This window comes from Burkholderia sp. BCC1047, assembly GCF_902833155.1.
GTDB lineage: Bacteria > Pseudomonadota > Gammaproteobacteria > Burkholderiales > Burkholderiaceae > Burkholderia > Burkholderia sola.
Window position 1 is genome coordinate 110,475 of sequence record NZ_CADFEH010000023.1, and the last position, 21,813, is coordinate 132,287.

General features: G+C 67.4%; 22 protein-coding genes and 1 pseudogene. 10 read left to right on the forward strand and 13 right to left on the reverse strand.

The annotated features are described in order from the left end of the window. Nucleotides 1–16: 16 nt before the first annotated feature. The 4 genes from HWX55_RS22990 to guaA all read left to right on the forward strand — a co-directional run bounded on the left by HWX55_RS22990 (nt 17) and on the right by guaA (nt 4,904). A complete protein-coding gene (locus HWX55_RS22990) occupies nt 17–838 on the forward strand; it encodes a DUF2182 domain-containing protein (RefSeq protein ID WP_175977391.1) in 822 nt (273 codons plus the stop codon). Nucleotides 839–1,119: 281 nt separating this feature from the next. After that, complete coding sequence (gene guaB / locus HWX55_RS22995; protein ID WP_175977392.1) at nt 1,120–2,580, forward strand: IMP dehydrogenase; 1,461 nt, start codon at nt 1,120–1,122, stop codon at nt 2,578–2,580. Nucleotides 2,581–2,586: 6 nt separating this feature from the next. After that, nucleotides 2,587–3,177 (forward strand): hypothetical protein, encoded by a 591-nt coding sequence (locus tag HWX55_RS23000; RefSeq protein WP_175977393.1) that lies wholly within the window; start codon nt 2,587–2,589, stop codon nt 3,175–3,177. Between the two features lie 107 nt (nt 3,178–3,284). Further along, on the forward strand, nt 3,285–4,904 hold the full coding sequence (gene guaA / locus HWX55_RS23005) for a glutamine-hydrolyzing GMP synthase (protein ID WP_050012880.1): 1,620 nt from the start codon (nt 3,285–3,287) through the stop codon (nt 4,902–4,904). Between the two features lie 440 nt (nt 4,905–5,344). Here the strand turns inward: guaA and HWX55_RS23010 are convergent, their stop codons facing one another. The 4 genes from HWX55_RS23010 to HWX55_RS23025 are packed head-to-tail and all read right to left on the reverse strand — an operon-like array spanning nt 5,345 to nt 9,178. Beyond that, nucleotides 5,345–7,570: a molybdopterin cofactor-binding domain-containing protein gene (locus HWX55_RS23010; protein ID WP_175977394.1), complete on the reverse strand. Its 2,226-nt coding sequence runs from the start codon at nt 7,568–7,570 to the stop codon at nt 5,345–5,347. 3 nt (nt 7,571–7,573) lie between these two features. Next, a complete protein-coding gene (locus HWX55_RS23015) occupies nt 7,574–8,026 on the reverse strand; it encodes a (2Fe-2S)-binding protein (RefSeq protein WP_175977395.1) in 453 nt (150 codons plus the stop codon). Between the two features lie 46 nt (nt 8,027–8,072). Continuing rightward, nucleotides 8,073–8,615, reverse strand: coding sequence for a c-type cytochrome (locus HWX55_RS23020; protein ID WP_208458721.1), 543 nt, complete (start codon nt 8,613–8,615; stop codon nt 8,073–8,075). Next, on the reverse strand, nt 8,615–9,178 hold the full coding sequence (locus tag HWX55_RS23025) for an ester cyclase (protein WP_175977396.1): 564 nt from the start codon (nt 9,176–9,178) through the stop codon (nt 8,615–8,617). The genes HWX55_RS23020 and HWX55_RS23025 overlap by 1 nt, the downstream gene beginning before the upstream one ends. 98 nt (nt 9,179–9,276) lie before the next feature. Between HWX55_RS23025 and HWX55_RS23030 the strand changes: the two are divergent. Beyond that, a pseudogene (locus HWX55_RS23030) lies at nt 9,277–10,182 on the forward strand (LysR family transcriptional regulator). 66 nt (nt 10,183–10,248) lie between these two features. Here HWX55_RS23030 and HWX55_RS23035 read toward each other — a convergent pair. Further along, complete coding sequence (locus HWX55_RS23035; protein ID WP_175977411.1) at nt 10,249–10,866, reverse strand: 3'-5' exonuclease; 618 nt, start codon at nt 10,864–10,866, stop codon at nt 10,249–10,251. A 117-nt stretch (nt 10,867–10,983) separates the two neighbouring features. On the opposite strand from HWX55_RS23035, the gene HWX55_RS23040 reads away from it, so the two are divergent. Beyond that, a complete protein-coding gene (locus HWX55_RS23040) occupies nt 10,984–11,607 on the forward strand; it encodes a 2'-5' RNA ligase family protein (RefSeq protein ID WP_175977397.1) in 624 nt (207 codons plus the stop codon). 3 nt (nt 11,608–11,610) lie between these two features. On the opposite strand, the gene HWX55_RS23045 is transcribed toward HWX55_RS23040, so the two are convergent. From HWX55_RS23045 to HWX55_RS23080, 8 genes are all read right to left on the reverse strand, one after another. After that, nucleotides 11,611–12,060, reverse strand: coding sequence for an acetyltransferase (locus tag HWX55_RS23045; protein WP_050013330.1), 450 nt, complete (start codon nt 12,058–12,060; stop codon nt 11,611–11,613). A 92-nt stretch (nt 12,061–12,152) separates the two neighbouring features. After that, nucleotides 12,153–12,626: an NUDIX hydrolase gene (locus HWX55_RS23050; protein ID WP_175977398.1), complete on the reverse strand. Its 474-nt coding sequence runs from the start codon at nt 12,624–12,626 to the stop codon at nt 12,153–12,155. Nucleotides 12,627–12,675: 49 nt separating this feature from the next. Continuing rightward, complete coding sequence (locus tag HWX55_RS23055; RefSeq protein ID WP_175977399.1) at nt 12,676–13,560, reverse strand: NAD(P)-dependent oxidoreductase; 885 nt, start codon at nt 13,558–13,560, stop codon at nt 12,676–12,678. Nucleotides 13,561–13,666: 106 nt separating this feature from the next. Then, nucleotides 13,667–13,945, reverse strand: a complete 279-nt coding sequence (locus HWX55_RS23060; protein ID WP_175977400.1) for a gamma-butyrobetaine hydroxylase-like domain-containing protein — start codon at nt 13,943–13,945, stop codon at nt 13,667–13,669. Then, nucleotides 13,942–14,946 (reverse strand): HEAT repeat domain-containing protein, encoded by a 1,005-nt coding sequence (locus HWX55_RS23065; protein ID WP_175977401.1) that lies wholly within the window; start codon nt 14,944–14,946, stop codon nt 13,942–13,944. The genes HWX55_RS23060 and HWX55_RS23065 overlap by 4 nt, the downstream gene beginning before the upstream one ends. A gap of 132 nt (nt 14,947–15,078) precedes the next feature. Next, nucleotides 15,079–15,324: a ferredoxin family protein gene (locus tag HWX55_RS23070; protein ID WP_175977402.1), complete on the reverse strand. Its 246-nt coding sequence runs from the start codon at nt 15,322–15,324 to the stop codon at nt 15,079–15,081. An 11-nt stretch (nt 15,325–15,335) separates the two neighbouring features. Beyond that, nucleotides 15,336–17,075 (reverse strand): fumarate reductase/succinate dehydrogenase flavoprotein subunit, encoded by a 1,740-nt coding sequence (locus HWX55_RS23075; protein ID WP_175977403.1) that lies wholly within the window; start codon nt 17,073–17,075, stop codon nt 15,336–15,338. Beyond that, complete coding sequence (locus HWX55_RS23080; protein WP_175977404.1) at nt 17,072–17,842, reverse strand: GntR family transcriptional regulator; 771 nt, start codon at nt 17,840–17,842, stop codon at nt 17,072–17,074. The genes HWX55_RS23075 and HWX55_RS23080 overlap by 4 nt, the downstream gene beginning before the upstream one ends. A 298-nt stretch (nt 17,843–18,140) precedes the next feature. Between HWX55_RS23080 and HWX55_RS23085 the strand changes: the two genes are divergently transcribed. From HWX55_RS23085 to ldcA, 4 genes are all read left to right on the forward strand, one after another. Then, entirely contained in the window at nt 18,141–19,364 is a 1,224-nt protein-coding gene (locus HWX55_RS23085; RefSeq protein WP_175977412.1) for an MFS transporter, read from the forward strand. A 279-nt stretch (nt 19,365–19,643) separates the two neighbouring features. After that, entirely contained in the window at nt 19,644–20,045 is a 402-nt protein-coding gene (locus HWX55_RS23090) for a DnaJ family domain-containing protein (protein WP_027784729.1), read from the forward strand. Further along, nucleotides 20,042–20,638 carry a tRNA adenosine(34) deaminase TadA gene (gene tadA, locus HWX55_RS23095; RefSeq protein ID WP_175977405.1) on the forward strand — a complete coding sequence of 199 codons (597 nt, stop codon included), beginning with the start codon at nt 20,042–20,044 and terminating at the stop codon, nt 20,636–20,638. The genes HWX55_RS23090 and tadA overlap by 4 nt, the downstream gene beginning before the upstream one ends. A 103-nt stretch (nt 20,639–20,741) precedes the next feature. Further along, nucleotides 20,742–21,680 (forward strand): muramoyltetrapeptide carboxypeptidase, encoded by a 939-nt coding sequence (gene ldcA, locus HWX55_RS23100; RefSeq protein ID WP_175977406.1) that lies wholly within the window; start codon nt 20,742–20,744, stop codon nt 21,678–21,680. The last annotated feature ends 133 nt before the right edge of the window (nt 21,681–21,813 follow it).

Consider the following 21,813-nt stretch of genomic DNA (forward strand, 5'->3'; position numbering starts at 1 on the left):
CGGGCGGGAGCGCGTGATGACACGAATGACGACCGGGCCGAAAGCCGGCGAGACGGCCCCCGATCCCCGGGCGTTCTGCGTGGCGGTCGCGGCCGTGTTCGCGGTCGCCGCGATGGCGTTGCTGGCGCAGCACGCGTCGATGGCGGCGATGGGCGGCGAACCGATGCCCGGCGGCTGGATGGCGTCGGCCGCCTGGCTGCGACCGTGCGGGCAGGGCGCCGGGCGCGCGTTCGCCGCGTTCGCCGGAATGTGGGGCGCGATGACGGTGACGATGATGCTGCCCGTGCTCGCGCCGCAGCTCTGGCATTACCGGCAGCGCATCGGCCCGCATGCGGCGGTGCGGTCGGCCTGGCTCGTCGTCGTCGCGGGGGCCGGATATTTTTCGGTCTGGATCGCGCTCGGCGCGCTCGTGTTTCCGGCCAGCGCCGCACTGACGGCCGCCGCCGCCCGGCTGCCGGCGCTCGCCCGGGCGATGCCGTTCGCAGCCGGCGCCGTCGTGCTCGCGGCGGGTGCGTTGCAATTCTCCGGGTGGAAGGCGCGCCGGCTCGCGTGCTGCCGGCACGCGGCGGCGCACGGCGGGCACGTGCCGCGGGTGGCGGCCGTCACGGCATGGCGGTACGGCCTGCGCGCAGCGATCCGATGCGGCGCGTGTTGCGGCAACCTGATGGCGGTCGCGCTGGCGGCCGGCATGATGGATCTGCGCGTGATGGCCGCCGTCGCGGTGGCGATCGCCGCCGAACGCGTGGCGCCGGCCGGCGGGCGCGTCGCGCGGATCGTCGGGTACGCGGTGGTGGCGGCCGGCATCGCGATGGTCGCCCGCGCGGCCGGGCTGGCGTGAGGCGGGCAGGCAAGCCGCTTCGGCGGGTGTGTCGCCGGGCCGTGCGCGGACGCTGTCGTCGCGCCCGTGTAGCCCCGCCGCGACACGCGCACGTGCCGCCCGGCCTGCGGTTGCGCGAATGGTTCGACGCGGCCGTGAAACGAAAAGCGATCGAAAACGAACCGAACGGCGATCCGAACGATTCGGCCCCCGAACGGCCGAAACCGGCTAAGCCGTTGTTCGTGTTGTGAAAATTCGCGGCGCTTCGCGTATAATTCGCTTTTGCGCCCATAGGATTTGCCATGCGTCTGATCCAAAAAGCACTCACTTTCGATGACGTGCTCCTCGTTCCCGCCTTCTCCGACGTTCTCCCGCGCGACACCAGCCTCAAGACCAAGCTGACCCGCAACATCTCCCTGAACATGCCGCTCGTGTCCGCCGCGATGGACACGGTCACCGAAGGTCGCCTCGCGATCGCGATGGCGCAGCAGGGGGGCGTCGGTATCGTCCACAAGAACCTGACGCCGGCCGAACAGGCCCGCGAAGTCGCCAAGGTCAAGCGTTTCGAGTCGGGCGTCGTCCGCGACCCGATCACGGTGCCGCCGCAAATGAAGGTGCGCGACGTGATCGCGCTGTCGCGCCAGCATGGCATCTCGGGCTTCCCGGTCGTCGAAGGCCCGCAGCTCGTCGGCATCGTCACGAACCGCGACCTGCGTTTCGAAACGCGCCTCGACGAGCCGGTCAAGTCGATCATGACGCCGCGCGAGCGCCTCGTCACGGTCAAGGAAGGCACGCCGCTCGCCGAGGCGAAGGCGCTGATGCACAGCCACCGCCTCGAGCGCGTGCTGGTCGTCAACGACGCGTTCGAACTGCGCGGCCTGATGACCGTCAAGGACATCACGAAGCAGACCGAGCACCCGGATGCGTGCAAGGACGAACACGGCAAGCTGCGCGCAGGCGCGGCGGTCGGCGTCGGCGCTGACAACGAAGAACGCGTCGAGCTGCTGGTGCAGGCCGGCGTCGACGTGATCGTCGTCGACACCGCGCACGGCCACAGCAAGGGCGTGCTCGAGCGTGTGCGCTGGGTCAAGCAGAACTTCCCGCACGTCGAGGTGATCGGCGGCAACATCGCGACGGCCGCCGCCGCGAAGGCGCTCGTCGAATACGGCGCGGACGCGGTCAAGGTCGGCATCGGCCCGGGCTCGATCTGCACGACGCGGATCGTCGCCGGCGTGGGCGTGCCGCAGATCAGCGCGATCGCGAACGTCGCGGAAGCGCTGAAGGGCACCGGCGTGCCGTGCATCGCCGACGGCGGCGTGCGCTTCTCGGGCGACGTGTCGAAGGCCCTCGCGGCCGGCGCGAACGCCGTGATGATGGGTAGCATGCTCGCGGGCACCGAAGAGGCGCCGGGCGACGTGTTCCTGTACCAGGGCCGCCAGTACAAGTCGTATCGCGGCATGGGCTCGGTCGGTGCGATGAAGGACGGCGCGGCGGACCGCTACTTCCAGGACAACTCGGCGAACATCGACAAGCTCGTGCCGGAAGGCATCGAAGGCCGCGTCGCGTACAAGGGTTCGGTCAACGCGATCCTGTTCCAGCTGGTCGGCGGCGTGCGCGCGAGCATGGGCTACTGCGGCTGCAAGACGATCGACGAGCTGCACGAGAAGGCCGAATTCGTCCAGATCACCGCGGCGGGCATGCGCGAGTCGCACGTGCACGACGTGCAGATCACGAAGGAAGCGCCGAACTACCACGTGGACTGATCGCCGATGAAACCGCTGCTGCGAGCCGTGCTGATCGTCGATGCCGTGCTGCTGCTGGCGTTCGGCGTGCTGTTCGTGCTGACGCCCTGGCAGGCACTGTTCAACGCCCTGCAACTGGCGAACATCCAGCCGGCGATGCTCGGCCAGGCGTTCGGCATCGCGCTGCTCGGGCTCGCGTGGCTCGCGTTTCATGCGGCGTTCAACGGCGACCTCACGGCGCCCGTCGCACGGGCGGTCGGCCATGTGAACTGGCTGACCGGCGTGCTGACGGTCGTGTGGTCGCTCGGCACCGGCAGCGGGCCCGCGCTCGCGGCCGCCGGCCGGGTGTTGTCGGCGGTGGCCGGAGTCGCGTTGATCCTGCTCGGCCTCGGCGGCGTGCGCCTCGCATCGGCCGTGCGCCGGCGCGAGAAAGCGCAGGCGCTCGAGGGCCGGGACGCGCAGCGTCCGGTCGAACCGGCGCGGGCTTCCGTCGTACAGCCGCGGGTCGAGCCGGTCGTCAGCCGTCCGGTGGCGCCTTCGGCGCCGGCCCCATCGGCCGCCTCCGAGCGCGCGTCAGGCAGCGTCGCGTTCGACGCGCGCCCGCCGTCGCAGGATTGACCGGCGATGCGTCGCGCGAGCCGCCTGCCGCCCGACGCCGCTATCCATGCTTTTGACGCAGCGCTTCGTGCGCTGCCTTTCTTATTCTCTTCATCCCGTCCGCAGCCATGCACGACAAAATCCTGATTCTCGACTTCGGTTCGCAAGTCACCCAACTGATCGCGCGCCGCGTGCGTGAAGCGCACGTCTACTGCGAAATCCATCCGAACGATGTGTCCGACGAATTCGTCCGCGAGTTCGCGCCGAAGGCGGTGATCCTGTCGGGCAGCCACGCGAGCACGTACGAAGACCATCAACTGCGCGCGCCGCAGGCCGTGTGGGATCTCGGCGTGCCGGTGCTCGGCATCTGCTACGGCATGCAGACGATGGCCGTGCAGCTCGGCGGCAAGGTCGAGTGGAGCGACCATCGCGAATTCGGCTACGCGGAAATGCGTGCGCACGGCCATACGCGCCTGCTCGACGGCATCGAGGATTTCACGACGGCCGAAGGCCACGGGATGCTGAAGGTCTGGATGAGCCATGGCGACAAGGTGGCCGAGCTGCCGCCGGGCTTCGCGCTGATGGCGTCGACGCCGAGCTGCCCGATCGCCGGCATGGCCGACGAGGCGCGCGGCTACTACGCGGTGCAGTTCCATCCGGAAGTCACGCACACGGTGAAGGGCCGCCAGATCATCGAACGCTTCGTGCTGCAAATCGCCGGCGCGAAGCCCGACTGGATCATGAAGAACCACATCGAGGAAGCCGTCGCGAAGATCCGCGAGCAGGTCGGTGACGAGGAAGTGATTCTCGGCCTGTCGGGCGGTGTCGATTCGAGCGTCGCGGCCGCGCTGATCCATCGCGCGATCGGCGATCAGCTGACCTGCGTGTTCGTCGATCACGGCCTGCTGCGCCTGAACGAAGGCAAGATGGTGCTCGACATGTTCGAGGGCCGGCTGCATGCGAAGGTCGTGCACGTCGACGCGTCCGATCAGTTCCTCGGCCATCTGGCCGGCGTGACCGATCCGGAAGCGAAGCGCAAGATCATTGGCCGCGAGTTCGTCGAGGTGTTCCAGGCTGAAGCGCAGAAGCTGTCGAAGGCGAAGTGGCTCGCGCAGGGCACGATCTACCCGGACGTGGTCGAATCGGGCGGCACGAAGACGAAGAAGGCGACCACGATCAAGAGCCACCACAACGTCGGCGGCTTGCCGGAAACGCTCGGCCTGAAGCTGCTCGAGCCGCTGCGCGACCTGTTCAAGGACGAAGTGCGCGAGCTGGGTGTCGCGCTCGGCCTGCCGCCGGAGATGGTGTACCGCCATCCGTTCCCGGGCCCGGGCCTCGGCGTGCGGATTCTCGGCGAAGTGAAGCGCGAGTATGCGGACCTGCTGCGTCGCGCGGATGCAATCTTCATCGAGGAGCTGCGTGGCACGACCGCGACCGCGCAGGATGCGGCTGCGGGCCTGTGCGGCGAGGGCGATGTCGGCAAGAGCTGGTACGACCTGACGAGCCAGGCGTTCGCGGTGTTCCTGCCGGTCAAGTCGGTGGGCGTGATGGGCGATGGGCGCACATACGACTATGTGACGTCGCTGCGCGCGGTGCAGACGACCGACTTCATGACCGCGCATTGGGCGCATCTGCCGTATGCGCTGCTCGGTCGCGCGTCGAACCGGATCATCAACGAGGTGCGCGGGATCAATCGGGTCGTGTACGACATCTCGGGGAAGCCGCCGGCGACGATTGAGTGGGAGTGATTTTTGCCTATCCGGCGGTAACCCGGGCTACGCTGCAATACGCCATGACGTCGTGACAAATAAAGAAAATTCCTGCGGCGTCTATCGGGTTCTACCGGTGGGCGAGAGTCGCATCCGGCCGGCTACCTGACGGCAGCCTGGACTCTCGCCAGTTCGAAATTCAACGACTACCGTCACGGGCAGATGGCCTATGACGGTAGTTTTTTTATGCTCGCCAGCCTCGGCCGGGCATGCATTCGGGAACTGCCCGTGCGCGAGTGGTGCGGCTTGCAAGGCAACCGGTATTCTACGGTCAGCCTCAAGAGTGACGTCGCCCCGAGCAGTGCGGTAGCGATTGCGGCACTCATCGCAATCCGGAAGCCTGAATGGCCGACGGCTGCGGCCCGGTCAACGACCTATTCCGGCTCCGTCAGTCTGCAGCAGGCATCCGCCGGTTTTTTTCACGTTGGCGTTACCTGGGCTCGAGTGAGCGCGAGCACGCGTTCCGGTGTGAACGGCATGTCGCGGATGCGCTTGCCGGTCAGGCCGAAGAACGCGTTGGCGACAGCGGCTCCCGTCATCGGCACGCCGATTTCGCCGGCCCCGGACGGTGCAGCGCCGGATTCGACGATGCGGATGAAGATTTCGGGAATCTCGTTCATGCGGATCGGCTCGTAGTCGTAGAAATTGTTCTGCTCGACCTCACCGCGCACGATACTGACGCGCTCCTTCAGCACACCGGAGAGGCCGAAGATGATGCCGCCTTCGGTCTGCGCCTCGAGGTTCTTCGGGTGGATCGCGATCCCGGGATCGACCGCTGCCCAGAAGCGGTGGACGCGGATCTGGCCGGACGATCGGTCGAGCGAGATCTCGGCGACGCCGGCCCCCAGTGTGGTCTTGTACCCGGCGAATGACAGTCCGTGAGCCCGGCCCTCGGGCGCGTTGCCGAAGTTGGACATGGCCACGACGGCGTCGAGCACGGCGAGGCCGCGCGGGCTCTTGGTCAGAAGCTGCCGCCGGAAAGCGACCGGGTTCGCGTTGGCCGCCTGCGCAAGTTCGTCGATGAAGCATTCGCGCGCAAAGCAGTTCGGGCCCCAGCCGATGCCTCGCCACGCGGATACCCGGGCTCGGCGCTCCGTGATGACGTGCTCGGCCAGGAAGTCGGGAATGTCGTAGTCCCGACTTTCGGTGCCTTCCATCACCAGGATGTCGCGGTTGTTGGCGTTTGCCCAGCGCTGCGGCGCGGCGAAGGCCAGGATGGAAGGGCTGGCGACGCGGTGTTTCAGGGCGATGACGCGACCGCTGTCGTCGAGTGCCGCCTGCAGCTTGTGCGCTGTCGCCGGCCGCAGCCAGCCGTTTTTCACGTCGTCCTCGCGGGTCCACATCACTTTCACGGGCCGTTTTACGGCACGGGACAGCAGCAGCGCGTCGTGCAGTATGTCGCGGGCGAAGAAGGTGCGACGCCCGAAGCCGCCGCCCATCTGCATGGCGTGAAAGCGAATGCGGTCGGGCGTCGTCTCCAGCGCCTGGGCGGCCGCCGAGATGGACACGGTCTGACTTTGCGTGCCGAGCCAGACCTCGGCGCCCTTGCCGTCGGGATCGACCGCGGCGACGGCGGCGAGCGGCTCCATCTGTGCGTGGTAGACGTGCTCGGTGGTGTATTGCGCGTCGATGAGGCGGCGCCCGGGCGCGACGAGCGCTGCCGCTGTGTCTCCCCGCGTCTCCCAGACGCTGCCGGTCCGGGCGAGGTCACGGGCAATCGCGACCTCCGTCGCAAGGTCGGTCGCGCTGTCCGCATCGCGGAAGTGCGACGTCGCTGTCCACTCCACTTCGAGCGTGTCCCGAGCCCGGAGCGCGGTCTCCCAGCGTTCGGCAACCACCGCTACGGCATTGCGTAGCGGCACGACATCGATGACGCCTGGCACTGCCCTGGCTGCGCGTTCGCTGATCCTCACAGGTGTCTCGCCTTCCACCGGCGCCAGCAGCAGGGCGGCATAGCTCATCCCGGGAAGACGGACGTCGATCGAGTAGATCGTCTCCCCGCGCGTCTTGCCCGGGATGTCGCGGCGGCCGGGATCCGTGCCGATCAGCCGATAGGCCGAGCGCGGCTTCAGGTCGGCATCGGTGATTTCCGGCACGTCCGTGACGAGCCGTGGCAAGCCCACGATCTGTCCGTAGCCGAGGCGCCGGCCGCTGGCGCGATGCAGCACGATGCCCGGCTCGGTCGTCACCTCCGTCGGCGGTACCTTCCAGGCGGCGGCTGCCGTATGGACGAGGATCCGCCGCGCGCCGGCGCCGGCGCGCCGCATGATGTCGAAATAGCCTTCGACCGACGAACTACCGGCGGTAAACAGGATGCGGCCGGTGTTCGGATTGCCGTAGACGGCCGGGTCGCCTTGGTCGACCTGCGCAACTCGGACCTTGGACCAGTCCGCGTCGAGCTCCTCGGCGAGGATCATCGGCAGCGATGTCATGATCCCTTGGCCCATCTCGGTCGAGGCGAAGCGGATCGTCACCTCGTCATTCGGGGCGATGCTCACCCACGCATTGCCCGGCGTCTCGGCGACGGCTTGCGCTCGCGCGTCGCCACGGAAAACCTGCAGCGTCCCGCCCGCCAGGACGGCAAAGCCCAGCGCGCCGGTGCCGCCGAGAAAGCCGCGCCGGGAGAGATTGACGTCGAAGTTCATGGCTCAGCCCTCCCGCACCGCGCGCTCGATGGCCTTCACGATGCGCGGATAGGTGCCGCACCGGCATAGGTTGGCGGACATCGTGTCGACGATCTCCTGGCGCGTCGGGTGGCGGGTGGCATTGAGGAGCGCGGCCGCCCGCATGATCTGGCCGGACTGGCAGTAGCCGCATTGCGGCACCTGCTCCGCGATCCAGGCGCGCTGCAGCGCATGCTCGCCGGCGGGAGACAGGCCTTCGATCGTGGTCACGGTTCGGCCGGCGGCTGCCTCCAGCGTCGTCTGGCAGGCGAAGGCGGCTTTGCCGTCGAGATGGATCGTGCAGGCCCCACACGCTGCTGCGCCGCATCCGTACTTGGTGCCGGTGAGGCCGAGATGCTCCCGCAAGACCCACAGCAAAGGCGTCTGCGGGTCGGCGTCTATCTCGATGGTGCTTCCATTGATGGTCAGGCCGGTCATTGATCGTTCCTCGGAGTGGGTGTTCGGAGCGCCATGGGAGGCCGCCTCAGGGATTTTTTTTCAGGAAGGTGATGAGCGCTTCCCGCTCGCCCGCGCTCGGTACGGCGACGCTCATGGTCGTGCCCGGCGCGAATTGCTTGGGATTGCTCAGGAAGCGGTCGAGGGTGGCCTCGTCCCAGACGATGCTCTTGTTACGCAGTGCAGCGGAATAGGGGGCGCCCTCCACCTGTCCGGCCGTGCGTCCGACGACGCCGGAAAGATGCGGGCCGATCCGGTTCTGGCCTTGCTGGAGCGTATGGCAGCTCGCGCAGCGCTGCTGGAAAAGACGTTCGCCCCGAAGATCCTGGGCACTCGCGTTGAATGCGAAGAACGCGAGTTGCGCCACCACAAGCGGGAGCACACGCGTGCAGATTTTTGTCATCGGAGTTGGCCCGTCAAAGATTTCTTCCGGTCCTGCGATCGAACCAACCAAGGGCGCGGCTCGACCATGGGGATGTCTGAAGGACGGCACGATCGAGCGCTGCAATCGCGCCTGCCCGTATGCTGCCGATGCCTGCGCGGGGCCAGCGAGGGTCTCGATGCCGTTCATTACGGGCCCTCTGCGCGAAGCTGCCGCGCTGCCCCCGCCCAATCCTCCACATGGTGGGTACGGACGACTTTCCCGCCCTCCACGACATGAACGTCGATGGCGAGCACGCGGAAACTGCGGCCGGCGTGCGGCGCACCGAGGAAGGTGCCGCTCGGTGTTCCGGTCCCTTCGCCGCGCACGACGATCCGATCGCCGGCGACCAGCACCTCCCTCAGGTCCCAGCGCATGTCCGGAACAGCGGCGATCCGCCGGGACCAGCGGGCGATCACCGCGTCGCGCGGCTCGCAGACATCGTTGGTCGCACAAGACGTCCAGGCAGACGTGGTCACCGGGCGAAGCCGCTCGGAGACCGCTTCCGCCGAACTTGCCGTCAAAGCCTCATAGAAGGGCGCGATGAAGGCTCGCGCCTGATCCTGCGTCAACGCGCTGTCGGCACGCGCGTCGGGGGACAGCAGAAGGCTCGACCCCGCAAGCGCACCGACGGACAAGCCGGCGGTGATACGCAGAAGGAATCTTGGAAAAGGAACGGGGAATATGTCGCAGAGAGAGGTCAATCGGGTCATCACGGCCGGTTCCAGGAGAAGTCGAAACAATGATGGAACGGAAGTGATTGTTTGATAATATGCTTCTTTCTTATCGAGTTGATTAGACCAGGTTGACAATGAGGCGTCCCAACCTTGCCGAGCTGGAGGTTTTTGCCGCTGTGGCGGAAGCCCGGAGCTTTCGTGGGGCGGCGGCAGAGCGGGGCGTGTCGGCCTCGGCCTTGAGTCAGACCATCCGCAATCTCGAGGAGCGGATCGGCGTTCGTCTCCTGAACCGGACGACCCGCAGCGTCGCGCCGACCGAAGCCGGAGAAAAGCTTTTGCGACGGCTGCGGGGCGCCTTGCGCGAGGTGGCGGAGGCCGTCGACCATATCGACGACTACCGGCGCAAACCGACCGGCACCGTTCGCATCAATGCTCCAGCGCCTGCGATCGAGTTCGTCCTGGCGCCGTTGGCCAAGGCCTTTCTCGACGAATATCCGGATGTCGCTCTGGAGCTCATTAGCGATGCCGCGAAGATCGACATCGTCGACAGTGGTTTCGACGCGGGCGTACGCTTCGGTGAGGAGCTAGCGCGCGACATGATCGCGGTTCCGCTTGGCCCCCCGTTGCAGTACATCGTGATCGGCGCGCCGGCCTACTTCGCGCACCACGGCATGCCCAGTGGGCCCGACGATCTGCTGCGACACGCCTGCATCAGGCAGCGCTTTCCTGGAGGGACCATTTTCGCCTGACGCTTTTCGAAGGATGAGCGCGACGTCACGATCGTGCCCGAAGGACGCCTGACGGTGAACGACGCGCATCAGGTTGTCCGGGCAGTGCGCGACGGGACGGGTCTCGGCTGGGTGATCGAAGACTATGCGCAGCCGTTCCTGAAAAGCGGCGAGGTCGTTCAAGTGCTTGATGATTGGTGTCCGCGCATTCCGGCATGGTACCTGTACTATCCCGGCCGGCGTCAGATGCCGTCGGCAATGCGAGCCCTCGTCGACTTCGTCACGAAGAAGACAAAGGAAGCGTCGCTATAATCGCGCTCGATCTTTACCGCCGAGTGCCGGGCCGATCACCGATATCTTGCTCCGGGACGGGACGCGTCACGCATGTACCCGCCCAAGCGACCGCAGATACATCGGCACCTTCGCCTTCGTCGTCGCCTGAACCCGCGACATCAACGCGTGATCGATCCGATCCAGCCCATAAGTCCGCGAAATATCCTGCTGCAACCGGCACCACAGATGCCCAGCCATCTCGGCATCGACCATCGCGCGGTGCGCCCGGCCCGTTTGCGGCAGCCGCAGCATCTCGGCCAAGCTCGACAGGCGGTGACTCCGCGCGTCCGGGTAGATCCGCCTCGCCACCAGCATCGTGCACGCGAACGCATGGTCGGCCGCCATACCGAGCATCCCCAGTTCCGACTGCCAGAAGCGCTTGTCGAAGCCGGCGTTGTGGGCCACGACCGCATGCTTGCCGACGAACGCCGCCGCTTCCTTCATGACTTCGGACACAGGCGGCGCCGTCGCGATCATGTCGTTCGTGATGCCGGTGAGCGCAACGACATCGGACGGGATGCGTCGGCCGGCATTCATCAAGCTCTGGAAACGGTCGACGACCTGCCCGTCGCGCAGCAGGATGACGGCAATTTCGGTTGCGCGGTCGCCCAGATTCGGCGACAGCCCGGTTGTTTCGAAGTCGAGTACCGCGACGGTTTGCATGGTTGAATTCGGGTGCTTCATCAGAGGATGTCGAGTGTGGCCGAGAGGGTAGCATCTTCGGGGCGCGCGAACGGCGGATTCATCGAGCAGGAGCGAGCAGGCTACCGATTGACGATAATGAAATCTCGCTCCAGGCCGGACGGAGATGCTGCCGTGACTCAACTGACGCTACCCGGATTCGATGCGCCGCCGCCGGTTCCCGTGCACCGCTTCTTTTTCGCCGTGATGCTGGACCCGGCCACGGCGGCGCGCATTACCGGCCTTGCCGAAAGCATGCGGCTGGAGAAGGACAGCCCGGTGAGCACCGAGCGTCTGCACATCACGCTGGGTTCTCTGGGTGACTTCGCTTATGTTCCCGACGCTAAGCTTGCGCGGGCCCGCGCGGTCGCGGACCGCATGGATGTACCGTCTTTCTCCGTGAGGTTCGACAAGATCATCAGCTTCAACAGGCGGTCCGGTCGTCAGCCGCTGGTGCTGACGGGGAAGGCCGGTCTGGAAGACTTGATCGATTTTCGACGGCAGTTGCGAGACGCGTTGAAACGGGCAGGTGTGCCTGTTTTTCCGTCGGGTTTTACCCCGCACGTGACGCTGCTGTATGGCGCACAGAGGCTCGATGAGTACCGGATCGAGCCGATTACTTGGACCGTGTTCGACTTCGTCCTGATCGATAGCTGGCTCGGCAAGTCGCACTACGACGTTTTGGGGCGCTGGCCGCTGACGACCGGCAGCCCGCCGGGATGATCTTCAGTCCCGATCGCCACCGCGATAACGAAGGTGAATCAGCGGATACGGCCGCCCCTGTCCATCCAGCTCCGATCGCCCGCAGCGCTCGAATCCGAGCCGTTCATAGAATCCCGCCGCCGCTTCGTTCTGTTCGTTGACGTCGGTCGACAGGTCGGGATGGCGTTTGAGCGCCTCTTCGACGAGCAACCGCCCGACTCCCGCGCGATGGTGCGCGGGATCGACGAACAGCGCTTCCATGTGGCTGCCGTCGAGCAGCATGAAGCCGATCGCGCGATCGCGCTCGTCGACGGCCAGATCGAGCGGTGCGCCCGGCAGAAATGCGACGACTTCGGACTCGATTGAACGACGATCGTCGTCGCTCAGGAAGTGATGCGTGGCGTCGACGGCATGGCGCCAGATATCCAGCACACGTGTGCCGTCGGCCTCGGTGGATTGTCGAATTCTGAGCATGGTTTGATGTGTGATGATTCGGCGCTCGGAGGCCAGCCGGTTCCATGACGGAGCGAACGCGTCGCGCTGATGCGCAAGCGACAGCGGAAGTGTCAGGCGAATGGCGGACGCGCGCGGCCCAGCATCGCCGCCCGCTCCATCGCCCGTCGCGCGACGTCCCGCCCGCCCGCGCTCATCGGCAAATCGTCGCGGTCGAGTTCGTCGATGCCGAACCAGCGCGCGTCGAGCGCATCGTCGCCGGCGGCCGGCGTGCCGCGCAGCCATCTGCACAGCACCGCGATCATGACGAAATGCTGGCGCACGGCGCCGTGCGCATCGTAATCGAACGCGTCCAGCGCGGTAAAGGCATCGAGCGCCTCGACGTCGACCGTCGTTTCTTCCGCGATCTCGCGCACGACCGCATCCGCGAGCGGCTCGCCCGGCTCGATCTTGCCGCCGGGAAAGCCCCAGCAGCCTGCATCGGGTGGATTCGCGCGGCGCACGAGCAACACGTCGCGTTCGCGCAGCACGATGCCGATCACGGCGGGAACGGGGCGCAAGCAAGCAGCGTTGTCGGTTGCGGGCATGGTCGCTCCTACCCGTCGATGGGAACGAACGCGTGCACGTGCACGCCGCTCATCGCGCGTCCCCGGTACGCCGTTCGATCGCACGAATCACGGCGACCATGTCGGCCGCGCCATGTCCGGCCTGTTCGGTCTCGCCGTAAAGCGCGTGGCAGATGTCGAGCAGCGGCGACGCGATGCCGATGCCGCGCGCGGATTCGGCGACGAGGCGCGCATTCTTCAGCACGTCGGTGATCGCGGCCTGCACCGAGAAATCGTTCGCGACGAGCTTGCCGAGCTTCACGCGCGACACGTCGCTGGCCATCGGGCCGGCGTTCAGCACGTCGGCGAAGCGCGCGAGGTCGATACCGTGACGTTGCGCGAAATGCGTGGCCTCGGCGAGACCGGTGACCATCGTGATCAGGAACAGGTTGACAGCGAGCTTCATCGTCAGCGCCGACGGCACGTCGCCGCACACGAAGCTGTCGCGGCACAGCGGCTTCACGAGCGCGCGGACGGCATCGACGTCGGTCGGCGCGCCGGCCAGCATCACGACGAGCTGCCCGGCTTCGGCCGGCTTGCGCGAGCCCGACACCGGCGCCTCGACGTAGCGGCCCGACGCGGCGGCGATGTCATCGGCGAGCGCGCGCGAGTATTCGGGTGCATTCGTGCCCATGTTGACGATCGTGTGGCCGCCGACCCGGGCGGCAAAACCGGCCGTGCCGCGCGCGAGGGTGGCGTCGATTGCCCCGTCGTTCGCGAGCATCAGAATCACGGTGCGACAGGACGTGAACACTTCGTCGACGTTTTCGGCCACGCGTGCGCCGGCGTCGCGCAGTGCATCGTCGCTACCGTGCGAACGGCTCCACGCGACGAGCGGCGTGCCGGCCCGCGCGAGATTGAGCGCCATCGGCGTGCCCATCACGTCGAGACCGATGAATCCGACTGCGGTTTGCATGGTGCTGCTCCCACGGTAGCTGGCGACGATCGTGGGCGTCAGTATCGCAGCGTTTTCGCCTGCTTGCCATGTGGCCCGCGCGAGCGTGGAAGTCGCGTCGTCGCCCCTACGTGAGGTCCGCCAGATACGGCCACGGATAAATGCCGCGTGCGTGGCCGTCGCCGAACAGGAAGCGCACGCCGTAGCCGAGCGCTTCCACGCCGTCCAGCGTCAGCCCTGGCCGCGCGTCGATATCACCGCCATCGAAGCGAATTCGCCGGCACTCCGCACACGGGCAATCGCTGCGCAACCGCGCATAGCCGATACGTTGCGTGGCGCCGTCGGGCCAGTGCAGCGTCAGTGCGCGCGCCGGGTGATCGAGCGTGATGTCGGTCGGCGCGATCATCGCGATGCGTCGTCGATCTGTCCGATCGCGATCCGCACGGCCTTGCGGACTTCGGGGTCGCGATCGTCGAGTGCGTCGTGCAGCGCGGGCAGCGTCGCCCGGTCGCGCAATTCGCCGAGCGCGAGCGCGGCTTCCTTGCGCAGATTGCTGATCGTATGCGAGAGCAGCGCGACGACGCCCGATGCCGCGGCCGCATCGCGCAATTGCCCGAGCGCACGCACGGCGCGCAAGCGCACTTGCCAGTAATCGTCGTCGAGCACGGCGACGAGCGGGTCGCGCGCAACGGCGGCGCGCAGCTTGCCGAGCGTGGCCGCCGCTTCCTCGCGCACCTGCCATTCAGTGTCACGCAGCGCCGCGAGCAACGCGGTGACGACCGCGGTATCGTCGGCCGCCGCAAACCCGATCGCGCCGACCGCGGCGCGCCGCACGTCCGCATCCGCGTCCGTGGTCGCGATGCGCGCGAGCGGCGACAGCGCGCGGCCGTCCTTGAGCCAGCCGAGCACGACGACCGCCTCGGTGCGTATGGCAGCGGCGCTCGCGTCGAGCGCGCGCAGCGCGGGCGCGAACGCGTTGGGGTCGCGCAACTCGCGCAAGCCGCGCAGCACGGCGGCGCGCACGAACGGCTCGGGCCGGTCGGCCCACCGGCACAGCACGGCGCCCGATGCCGCATCCTTCAGTTCGGACAGGCTTTGCGCGGCGGTCGCGCGCACGCCGTCGTCCGGATCGAGCAGCGCGTGGCACAGCGCGTCGACGACATCGGGCTGCTCCCACGCGTCGAGCACGCGTGCGGCCTCGCTGCGCACGTCGGCCGACGGGTCGTCGCGCAGCGCCGCGACGAACGACGGCACGAGTTCGGGCGCTTCGAGATCGGCGAGTTCGAGCAGCGCGATGCGACGCACCGACGCATCGGCTGCGGCGAGGCGAGCGACGAGCGCGGCATGATCGGCGTGATCGACGGTTGGCACGCCGGACAGCGGGAAAGCGGAGGAAGAAGCGGTCATGGAGAAAAGTCGGTGCGGTGAATGGGCAACTGCGCTCAGGCCGCGTCGCGCAGCAGCGCGAGACAGCGGCGCTTGATGTCGATGAGCACGGGCTCGATCGTGCTGTCGTCGGTGCGCAGGTGGCGCGCCGTGTCAGCGCAGCAGGTAAGGGATGTCGACCTTGACCGCGCCGGTCGGGCAGTCGCGTTCGCACGGCATGCAGTACCAGCATTCGTCGAACTGCATGTACGCCTTGCCCTTGGAGACGTCGATCGCGAGCAGGTCGAGCGGGCACACGTCGACGCAGACGGTGCAGCCCTTGTCGGCGATGCACAGCGACTCGTCGATCGTCACGGGCGCGCTGCTGCGCTGGAAGATGTCGTGCGGGGTATGGGGCATGGCAAGGTTCCTCACAGAGCGGCCGCGGGCGCGGCCGGTTCGCGGATGCGCAACTGCGCGTAGGCGCCGCGTTCGTCGTCGGCAAGCGGCACGACGTACGGTTCGACCGGCCGCTTCTCGCTGCGCATCGCGCCGGCGGCGTCCTTGCGCAGCCACGTGTGGCAGAACCATTCGGCATCGTCGCGGTGCGGAAAATCGACGCGATGGTGGTACAGCCCCCAGCGGCTCTCGGTGCGGAACAGCGATGCGCGCGCGGCCATTTCCGCGCAATCGCGGATCGCGCGCACTTCGGCCGCGCGCATCAGTTCGTGCGGGTTGTTCGCCTTGATTTCTTCGATATCCTCAGTGATTCCGTCAAAACGTTGCAACCCGATTTCCATCTTGCGCGTCACCTTCGGCGGTTGCAGATAGTCGTTCACCATCCGGCGCAGCTTGTACTCGACCTGAGCCGGCGCGAGGCCGCGCTCGCGCTGCAGCGGCGCGAGCACGCGGGTGCGTTCGGCATCGACCTGCTCGTCGTCCACCGGCGCGTGTTCGCGGCCGGCCACGTAGTCTGCCGCGTGTTGCCCGGCGAACCAGCCATACGTAAACGCACCGAGCATGTAGTTGTGCGGGACGGCCGCCATGTCGCCAGCCGCGTACAGCCCCGGCACGGTCGTCTCCGCGCGCGCATTCACGTACACGCCCGATGCGCTGTGGCCGCTGCAGAAGCCGATCTCGGAGATGTGCATTTCGACCATCTGGCTGCGGTAGTCGGTGCCGCGCCCCGCATGGAAGCGGCCGCGGCTCGGCCGTTCGTTGGTATGCAGGATCTGCTCGATGGTGCGGATCGTTTCTTCCGCGAGATGGTCGAGCTTCAGGAACACGGGGCCGTTACCGCTTTGCAGTTCCTGGTAGAACTCCCACATCATCTGGCCGCTCCAGTAGTCGCATTCGATGAAGCGTTCGCCCTTGCCGTTCGCGGTGAAGCCGCCCAAGGGGCCCGTCACGTACGCGCACGCCGGGCCGTTGTAATCCTTGATCAGCGGATTGATCTGGAAGCATTCGAGGTTCGCGAGCGCGGCGCCCGCGTGATAGGCCATCGCGTAGCCGTCGCCCGCGTTGGTCGGGTTCTCGTACGTGCCCATCAGGTAGCCCGACGCCGGCAGGCCGAGGCGGCCGGCCGCGCCGCAGCAGAGAATCACGGCCTTCGCGCGGATCACGTGGAAATCGGCGGTGCGGCAGTCGAAGCCGAGCACGCCGCTCGCGCGACCCTGCGCGTCGGTCAGCACGCGCGTCGCGACGATCCGGTTCGTGATCGCGATGCGGGCGCGCTTCAGTTGCCGGTACAGCACCTTCTTGATGTCGTGGCCCTCCGGCATCGGCAGCACGTACGAGCCCATGTGGTGGACCTTCTTCACCGCGTAGTCGCCGGTGCCGTCCTTCTCGAACTTCACGCCCCAGCGGTCAAGCTGCTCGATCGTCGCGAAGCTGTGCGTCGCGTACGCGTACACGGCTTCCTGGTCGACGATCCCGTCGTTGGCGATCGTGATCTCGCGCGTGTACTGCTCGGGCGTCGCATGGCCGGGGATCACCGCGTTGTTCAGGCCGTCCATTCCCATCGAGATCGCGCCGCTGCGTTTGACGTTGGCCTTTTCGAGCAGCAGCACGCGCAGCGACGGATCGCGTTCCTTCGCCTTGATGGCCGCCATCGGGCCGGCCGTGCCGCCGCCGACCACGACGATGTCGTATTCGTGCACATGGGTATTCATCGCGGGTTCCTTGCAGGTTTGCGCGCCTTCTGCCGGTCGACGCGCAACCGGTACTGGAAGGCGTCGCCGCGGAAGTAGAGGTATTCGTAGTCGATCGGCGCGCCCGACGCGTCGTGCGTGAGGCGCTCGATGCGCAGCACCGGGCTGCTTTCCTCGACGTGCAGCGCGTCGACGATGTCGTCGTCCGCGAGGATCGCGTCGATCGACACGTCGGCATGGCCGAGAGGGATGCCGCAGTCGTTCTCCAGGATCAGGAAGATGTCGCGGGTGGCGAGATCGGCGCCGGCGAGGCGCTTGCCGAGCGCTTCGGGCACCCAGGTCTGTTCGAGCGACACGGGTTCGCGGTTCAGCAGCCGCACGCGATGGATCTCGACGAGCGGCGCGCCTTCGGGCACGTTCAGCTTCGTCGCGAGATGGCGATCGGCCTTCACGGTGCGCAGGCTGCGCAGCTGGTTGACGATCTCGTAGCCCATCGACGACATCGCCTCGGCGAAGCCCTGCAGCGACGTCACGTTCTGGAACGCCTTCGGCTTCGACACGAACGTGCCCTTGCCGTGCAGCTTGAACAGCAGGCCTTCCTTCTGCAGGTCGCCGAGCGCCTGGCGCACCGTGATGCGGCTGACGTCGAACATCGCGCAGAGCGCGTGCTCGGACGGCATCCGGCTGTGCGGCGCGTAGGTGCCGTCGAGAATGCGCGCGCGCAGCGTGTCCTTGATCTGCACGTAGAGCGGGGCCGCGGACAGCGGCACGACGTTGGTTGGGGGCATCGGTCAACTTGTTATGACAAGATGGGGCGAGTGTAGCCAGCGCGAGTGCGTGCCCCAACCAACGATTTCTGATTTCGAATTTCCCGTCGAGGAAAAGTGGGGCGCGCGATCCGACCCTTGCGAGCCGAGCGGATTCGCCCAAAATAAAAAATTCGCGGCCCATGCGCCGCGCATGTCGATTTCCCGATGTGCCGCCCGTCGTATCGATATCGACCGGGCAGTGCGCCGCGCCATGCGGCCGGCCAGCCGGTTGCCACGAATGGCGCAACGAACGAGGAGAGGCCACATGACACGCCACATGCCGGATTCCCGATACCGCTGGGTGATCGTCGCCGCGGGCGGCCTGATGGGCTGCGTCGCGATCGGCGCGATGTTTTCGTTGCCGGTGTTCCTGCGGGCTATCGCGCGCGATACGGGCTGGTCGATGACCGGCATCTCCGCCGCGATGACGCTCGGCTTCATCGCGATGGCCTTCGCGAGCATGGCGTGGGGCAGCCTGTCGGACCGCGTCGGCACGCGGCCGGTCGTCATCGCGGGCGCCGTGCTGCTGTCGGCGAGCCTCGCGCTGGCGAGCCGCGCGCCGTCGCTACTCGTGTTCCAGCTGACCTTCGGCCTGGCCGTCGGCGGTGCGACGGCCGCGATATTCGCGCCGATGATGGCGTGCGTGACCGGCTGGTTCGACACGCACCGCAGCCTCGCGGTCTCGCTCGTGTCGGCCGGCATGGGGATGGCGCCGATGACGATGGCGCCGCTCGCGGCGTGGCTCGTGTCGGTGCGCGACTGGCGCACGTCGATGCTGCTGATCGCCGCGCTGGCGGCCGTCGTGATGATTCCGGTGTCGCTGCTGGTGCGCCGGGCGCCCGCGCTCGATCCTGAATCCACGCACGCGGCGGCTGCACCTGCGTCGGCCGGCGCGCCTGCCGCGATGTCGGTCGCGGATGCGCTGCGCTCGCCGCAGTTCATGGTGCTCGTGCTGACCAACTTCTTCTGCTGCGCGACGCATTCGGGCCCGATCTTCCATACGGTCAGCTACGCGGTGACCTGCGGGATTCCGCTGATCATCGCGGTGTCGATCTACAGCGTCGAAGGGCTTGCGGGCATGGGCGGCCGGATCGCGTTCGGGATCCTCGGCGACCGGCTCGGCGCGAAGCGCATGCTGGTGGCGGGGCTGCTCGCGCAGGCGCTCGGCGCGCTCGGCTACTACTTCGTGCGCACGCTCGACGGCTTCTACGCGGTCGCGACGCTGTTCGGTTTCATCTATGCGGGCGTGATGCCGCTGTATTCGGTGCTTGCGCGCGAGAATTTCCCGCTGCGGATGATGGGCACCGTGATCGGCGGCTGTGCGATGGCCGGCAGCCTCGGGATGGCTGCGGGCCCGGTCGCGGGCGGCCTGATCGTCGATGCGTTCGGCAGCTATGGCTGGCTGTACCTCGGCTCGTTCGCGATCGGGATCGGCGCGTTCCTGATCGCGACGATGTTCCGCCCGTTCGCGAAGGCGCGGCCGGAAACCGTGGCTGCGTAATCGAGCAGCGGAAGCGACGCGCGTCGCGTTTTCACGCGATCGACGGCGGTCGGCTGCATCGGTGTGGATAAAAAATGGGCCCGGATACGCGTTCCATTCGCCCGCGTCCAAACCGCGCTCAGCCTGCTGCGGCGCAGCAGAGCGGCAAGTGACAGGGATCGGCGCGCATGCGCTGCGATTAGGCCCCTAAAACCACAATATCGAGCATGTATTCGAAGGGCCTGTCATACCGGCGTCACCCTGCTAGAATTCGCCCTGCCGCATTGTTCCGATTGACTGATGAGACTGCTTGACGCCCTGGTCGAACAACGTATTGCCGCCGCCGCCGCGCGGGGCGAGTTCGACGATTTGCCGGGTACCGGCGCGCCGCAGGCGCTGGATGACGACCTGCTCGTGCCCGAGGAGGTGCGGGTGGCCAACCGTATCCTGAAGAACGCGGGCTTCGTGCCGCCGGCCGTCGAGCAACTGCGCGCGCTGCGCAACCTGCACGACGAAGTGCAGGCGGTCAGCGACCGTGCCGCGCGCTGCCGGCTGCAGGCGAAGATCCTCGCGCTCGACATGGCGCTCGAATCGCTGCGCGGCGGCCCGATGGTGATGCCGCGCGACTACTGCCGGCGCATCGCGGAACGCCTGTGCGAGCGCGGGCTCGACGACGCGCCCGCCGAAGCGGGGACGATGTGACGTCCGACGCGCTGCACGACGCAGCACGCTCTGCAGCCGCCGCGGCCGCTGACCCCGCCGCCGATTCTCCCGTTCACGAAACCGCGCCCGTCGCGGCGCGCGACCTCCATTTCATGCGTCTAGCGCAGGCTGCCGCCGAAGAGGCGCGCGCGGCCGGCGAAGTGCCGGTCGGCGCGGTGCTCGTGCGCGGCGACGAAGTGATCGCCCGCGGCTTCAACCATCCGATCGGCGGGCACGACCCGTCCGCGCATGCCGAAATGGCCGCGCTGCGCATGGCCGCGCAGCGACTGCAGAATTACCGGATGCCCGGCTGCGAGCTGTACGTGACGCTCGAGCCGTGCCTGATGTGCGCAGGCGCGATCATGCACGCGCGCATCGCGCGGGTCGTCTACGGCGCGGCCGATCCGAAGACGGGCGCGTGCGGCAGCGTGATCGACGCCTTCGCGAATCCGCAGCTGAATCACCACACCGAAGTGACCGGCGGCGTGCTCGCCGACGAGTGCGGCGCCGCGCTGAAGTCGTTCTTCGCCGAGCGCCGTCGCGCGCTGCGCGAAGCGCGGCTCGCCCGCGACGCCGAATCCGGCGCGTCTTAGGCCGCCGCTCGCTGCGCCCGGCGTCCCGGGCGTGCACGGTTTTCGTGAACCGGACACGGTTCCGGCCCTCTAAGCAGGTTTGACGACCCCGACACCTTTCGCCATGTCCTTCCAGCCCGCCGTGTCCTACACCATCCGCCTGCTGGCGCCGTCCGGCTATCCGCACGACCCCGACGCGATCAACCGCGCGCTCGAGCGCCTCAGCACCGCGCAGCAGCGCATCGAGAACATCGAGGCGACGCAGCGGCGCTTCCAGCGTTTCGGCGGCACCGACGGCGAGCGGGCAGGCGACCTGAACCGCCTCGCCGATCCCGAGCGGCCGCTGCCGGACATCGCGCTCGCGGTGCGCGGCGGCTACGGCGCCGCGCGCATCCTGCACGGGCTCGACTATCGCGGGCTCGAACGCCGGCTGCGCGACCAGCCGGTCGCGCTCGTCGGTCACAGCGACTTCACGGCGATTCAACTGGCGCTGTACGCGAAGGCGCGCATCAAGACGTTCGGCGGCCCGATGCTGTCGGCCGATTTCGGCGCGGAAACGCCCAGCGACTTCACGATGCAGCATTTCTGGCAGACGCTGACGCAGTCGAGCACGACGATCGTCGCCGACGCACCGCAGGTGCAGACGGTGAACGTGACGGGCACGCTGTGGGGCGGCAACCTCGCTATCCTCACGTCGCTGGTCGGCACGCCGTACATGCCCGACATCGAAGGCGGCATCCTGTTCATCGAAGACGTCAACGAGCAGCCGTTCCGGATCGAGCGGATGATCTATCAACTGCACCTGTCGGGGCTGCTCGCGCGGCAGCAGGCGCTCGTGCTCGGCCAGTTCACCGGCGCGCGGCCGTTCGAGTACGACAACGGCTACGACATGCAGGCGATGATCGATCAGGTGCGCGCGGTGGTGGGCATCCCGGTCATCACGGGGCTCCAGTTCGGTCACGTGCCCGACCTGTTGACGCTGCCGTTCGGGGCACAGGCGCAACTGGTCGCGAATGCGCACGGGTTCCGGCTCACGTTGTCGGACTATCCGCATCTCGGCTGATGCCGGCGCGATCGATCGAAAGGCGGGGTTTGAACTGACCCCACGAAGTTGGACGGTTGAAGACTAGGTGCCCAAGGGCTGAGTCCTGTATTGCACGGGACTCAGCCCTTTCAACTTGAGCTTAATGCGTTCG

Bases quoted from the DNA above. Each gene is read 5' to 3' on its own strand.
- HWX55_RS23025 (WP_175977396.1), bottom strand. From the start codon at position 9,178: ATGACCCGATTGACCTCTCTCTGCGACATATTCCCCGTTCCTTTTCCA.
- HWX55_RS23045 (WP_050013330.1), bottom strand. From the start codon at position 12,060: ATGCTCAGAATTCGACAATCCACCGAGGCCGACGGCACACGTGTGCTG.
- HWX55_RS23040 (WP_175977397.1), top strand. From the start codon at position 10,984: ATGAAATCTCGCTCCAGGCCGGACGGAGATGCTGCCGTGACTCAACTG.
- HWX55_RS23035 (WP_175977411.1), bottom strand. From the start codon at position 10,866: ATGCAAACCGTCGCGGTACTCGACTTCGAAACAACCGGGCTGTCGCCG.
- ldcA (WP_175977406.1), top strand. From the start codon at position 20,742: ATGTCCTTCCAGCCCGCCGTGTCCTACACCATCCGCCTGCTGGCGCCG.
- HWX55_RS23065 (WP_175977401.1), bottom strand. From the start codon at position 14,946: ATGACCGCTTCTTCCTCCGCTTTCCCGCTGTCCGGCGTGCCAACCGTC.
- HWX55_RS23020 (WP_208458721.1), bottom strand. From the start codon at position 8,615: ATGAACGGCATCGAGACCCTCGCTGGCCCCGCGCAGGCATCGGCAGCA.
- HWX55_RS23055 (WP_175977399.1), bottom strand. From the start codon at position 13,560: ATGCAAACCGCAGTCGGATTCATCGGTCTCGACGTGATGGGCACGCCG.
- HWX55_RS23050 (WP_175977398.1), bottom strand. From the start codon at position 12,626: ATGCCCGCAACCGACAACGCTGCTTGCTTGCGCCCCGTTCCCGCCGTG.
- HWX55_RS23060 (WP_175977400.1), bottom strand. From the start codon at position 13,945: ATGATCGCGCCGACCGACATCACGCTCGATCACCCGGCGCGCGCACTG.
- HWX55_RS23080 (WP_175977404.1), bottom strand. From the start codon at position 17,842: ATGCCCCCAACCAACGTCGTGCCGCTGTCCGCGGCCCCGCTCTACGTG.
- HWX55_RS23085 (WP_175977412.1), top strand. From the start codon at position 18,141: ATGCCGGATTCCCGATACCGCTGGGTGATCGTCGCCGCGGGCGGCCTG.
- HWX55_RS23090 (WP_027784729.1), top strand. From the start codon at position 19,644: ATGAGACTGCTTGACGCCCTGGTCGAACAACGTATTGCCGCCGCCGCC.
- HWX55_RS22990 (WP_175977391.1), top strand. From the start codon at position 17: ATGACACGAATGACGACCGGGCCGAAAGCCGGCGAGACGGCCCCCGAT.
- HWX55_RS23015 (WP_175977395.1), bottom strand. From the start codon at position 8,026: ATGACCGGCCTGACCATCAATGGAAGCACCATCGAGATAGACGCCGAC.
- HWX55_RS23070 (WP_175977402.1), bottom strand. From the start codon at position 15,324: ATGCCCCATACCCCGCACGACATCTTCCAGCGCAGCAGCGCGCCCGTG.
- guaB (WP_175977392.1), top strand. From the start codon at position 1,120: ATGCGTCTGATCCAAAAAGCACTCACTTTCGATGACGTGCTCCTCGTT.
- guaA (WP_050012880.1), top strand. From the start codon at position 3,285: ATGCACGACAAAATCCTGATTCTCGACTTCGGTTCGCAAGTCACCCAA.
- HWX55_RS23000 (WP_175977393.1), top strand. From the start codon at position 2,587: ATGAAACCGCTGCTGCGAGCCGTGCTGATCGTCGATGCCGTGCTGCTG.
- HWX55_RS23010 (WP_175977394.1), bottom strand. From the start codon at position 7,570: ATGAACTTCGACGTCAATCTCTCCCGGCGCGGCTTTCTCGGCGGCACC.
- HWX55_RS23075 (WP_175977403.1), bottom strand. From the start codon at position 17,075: ATGAATACCCATGTGCACGAATACGACATCGTCGTGGTCGGCGGCGGC.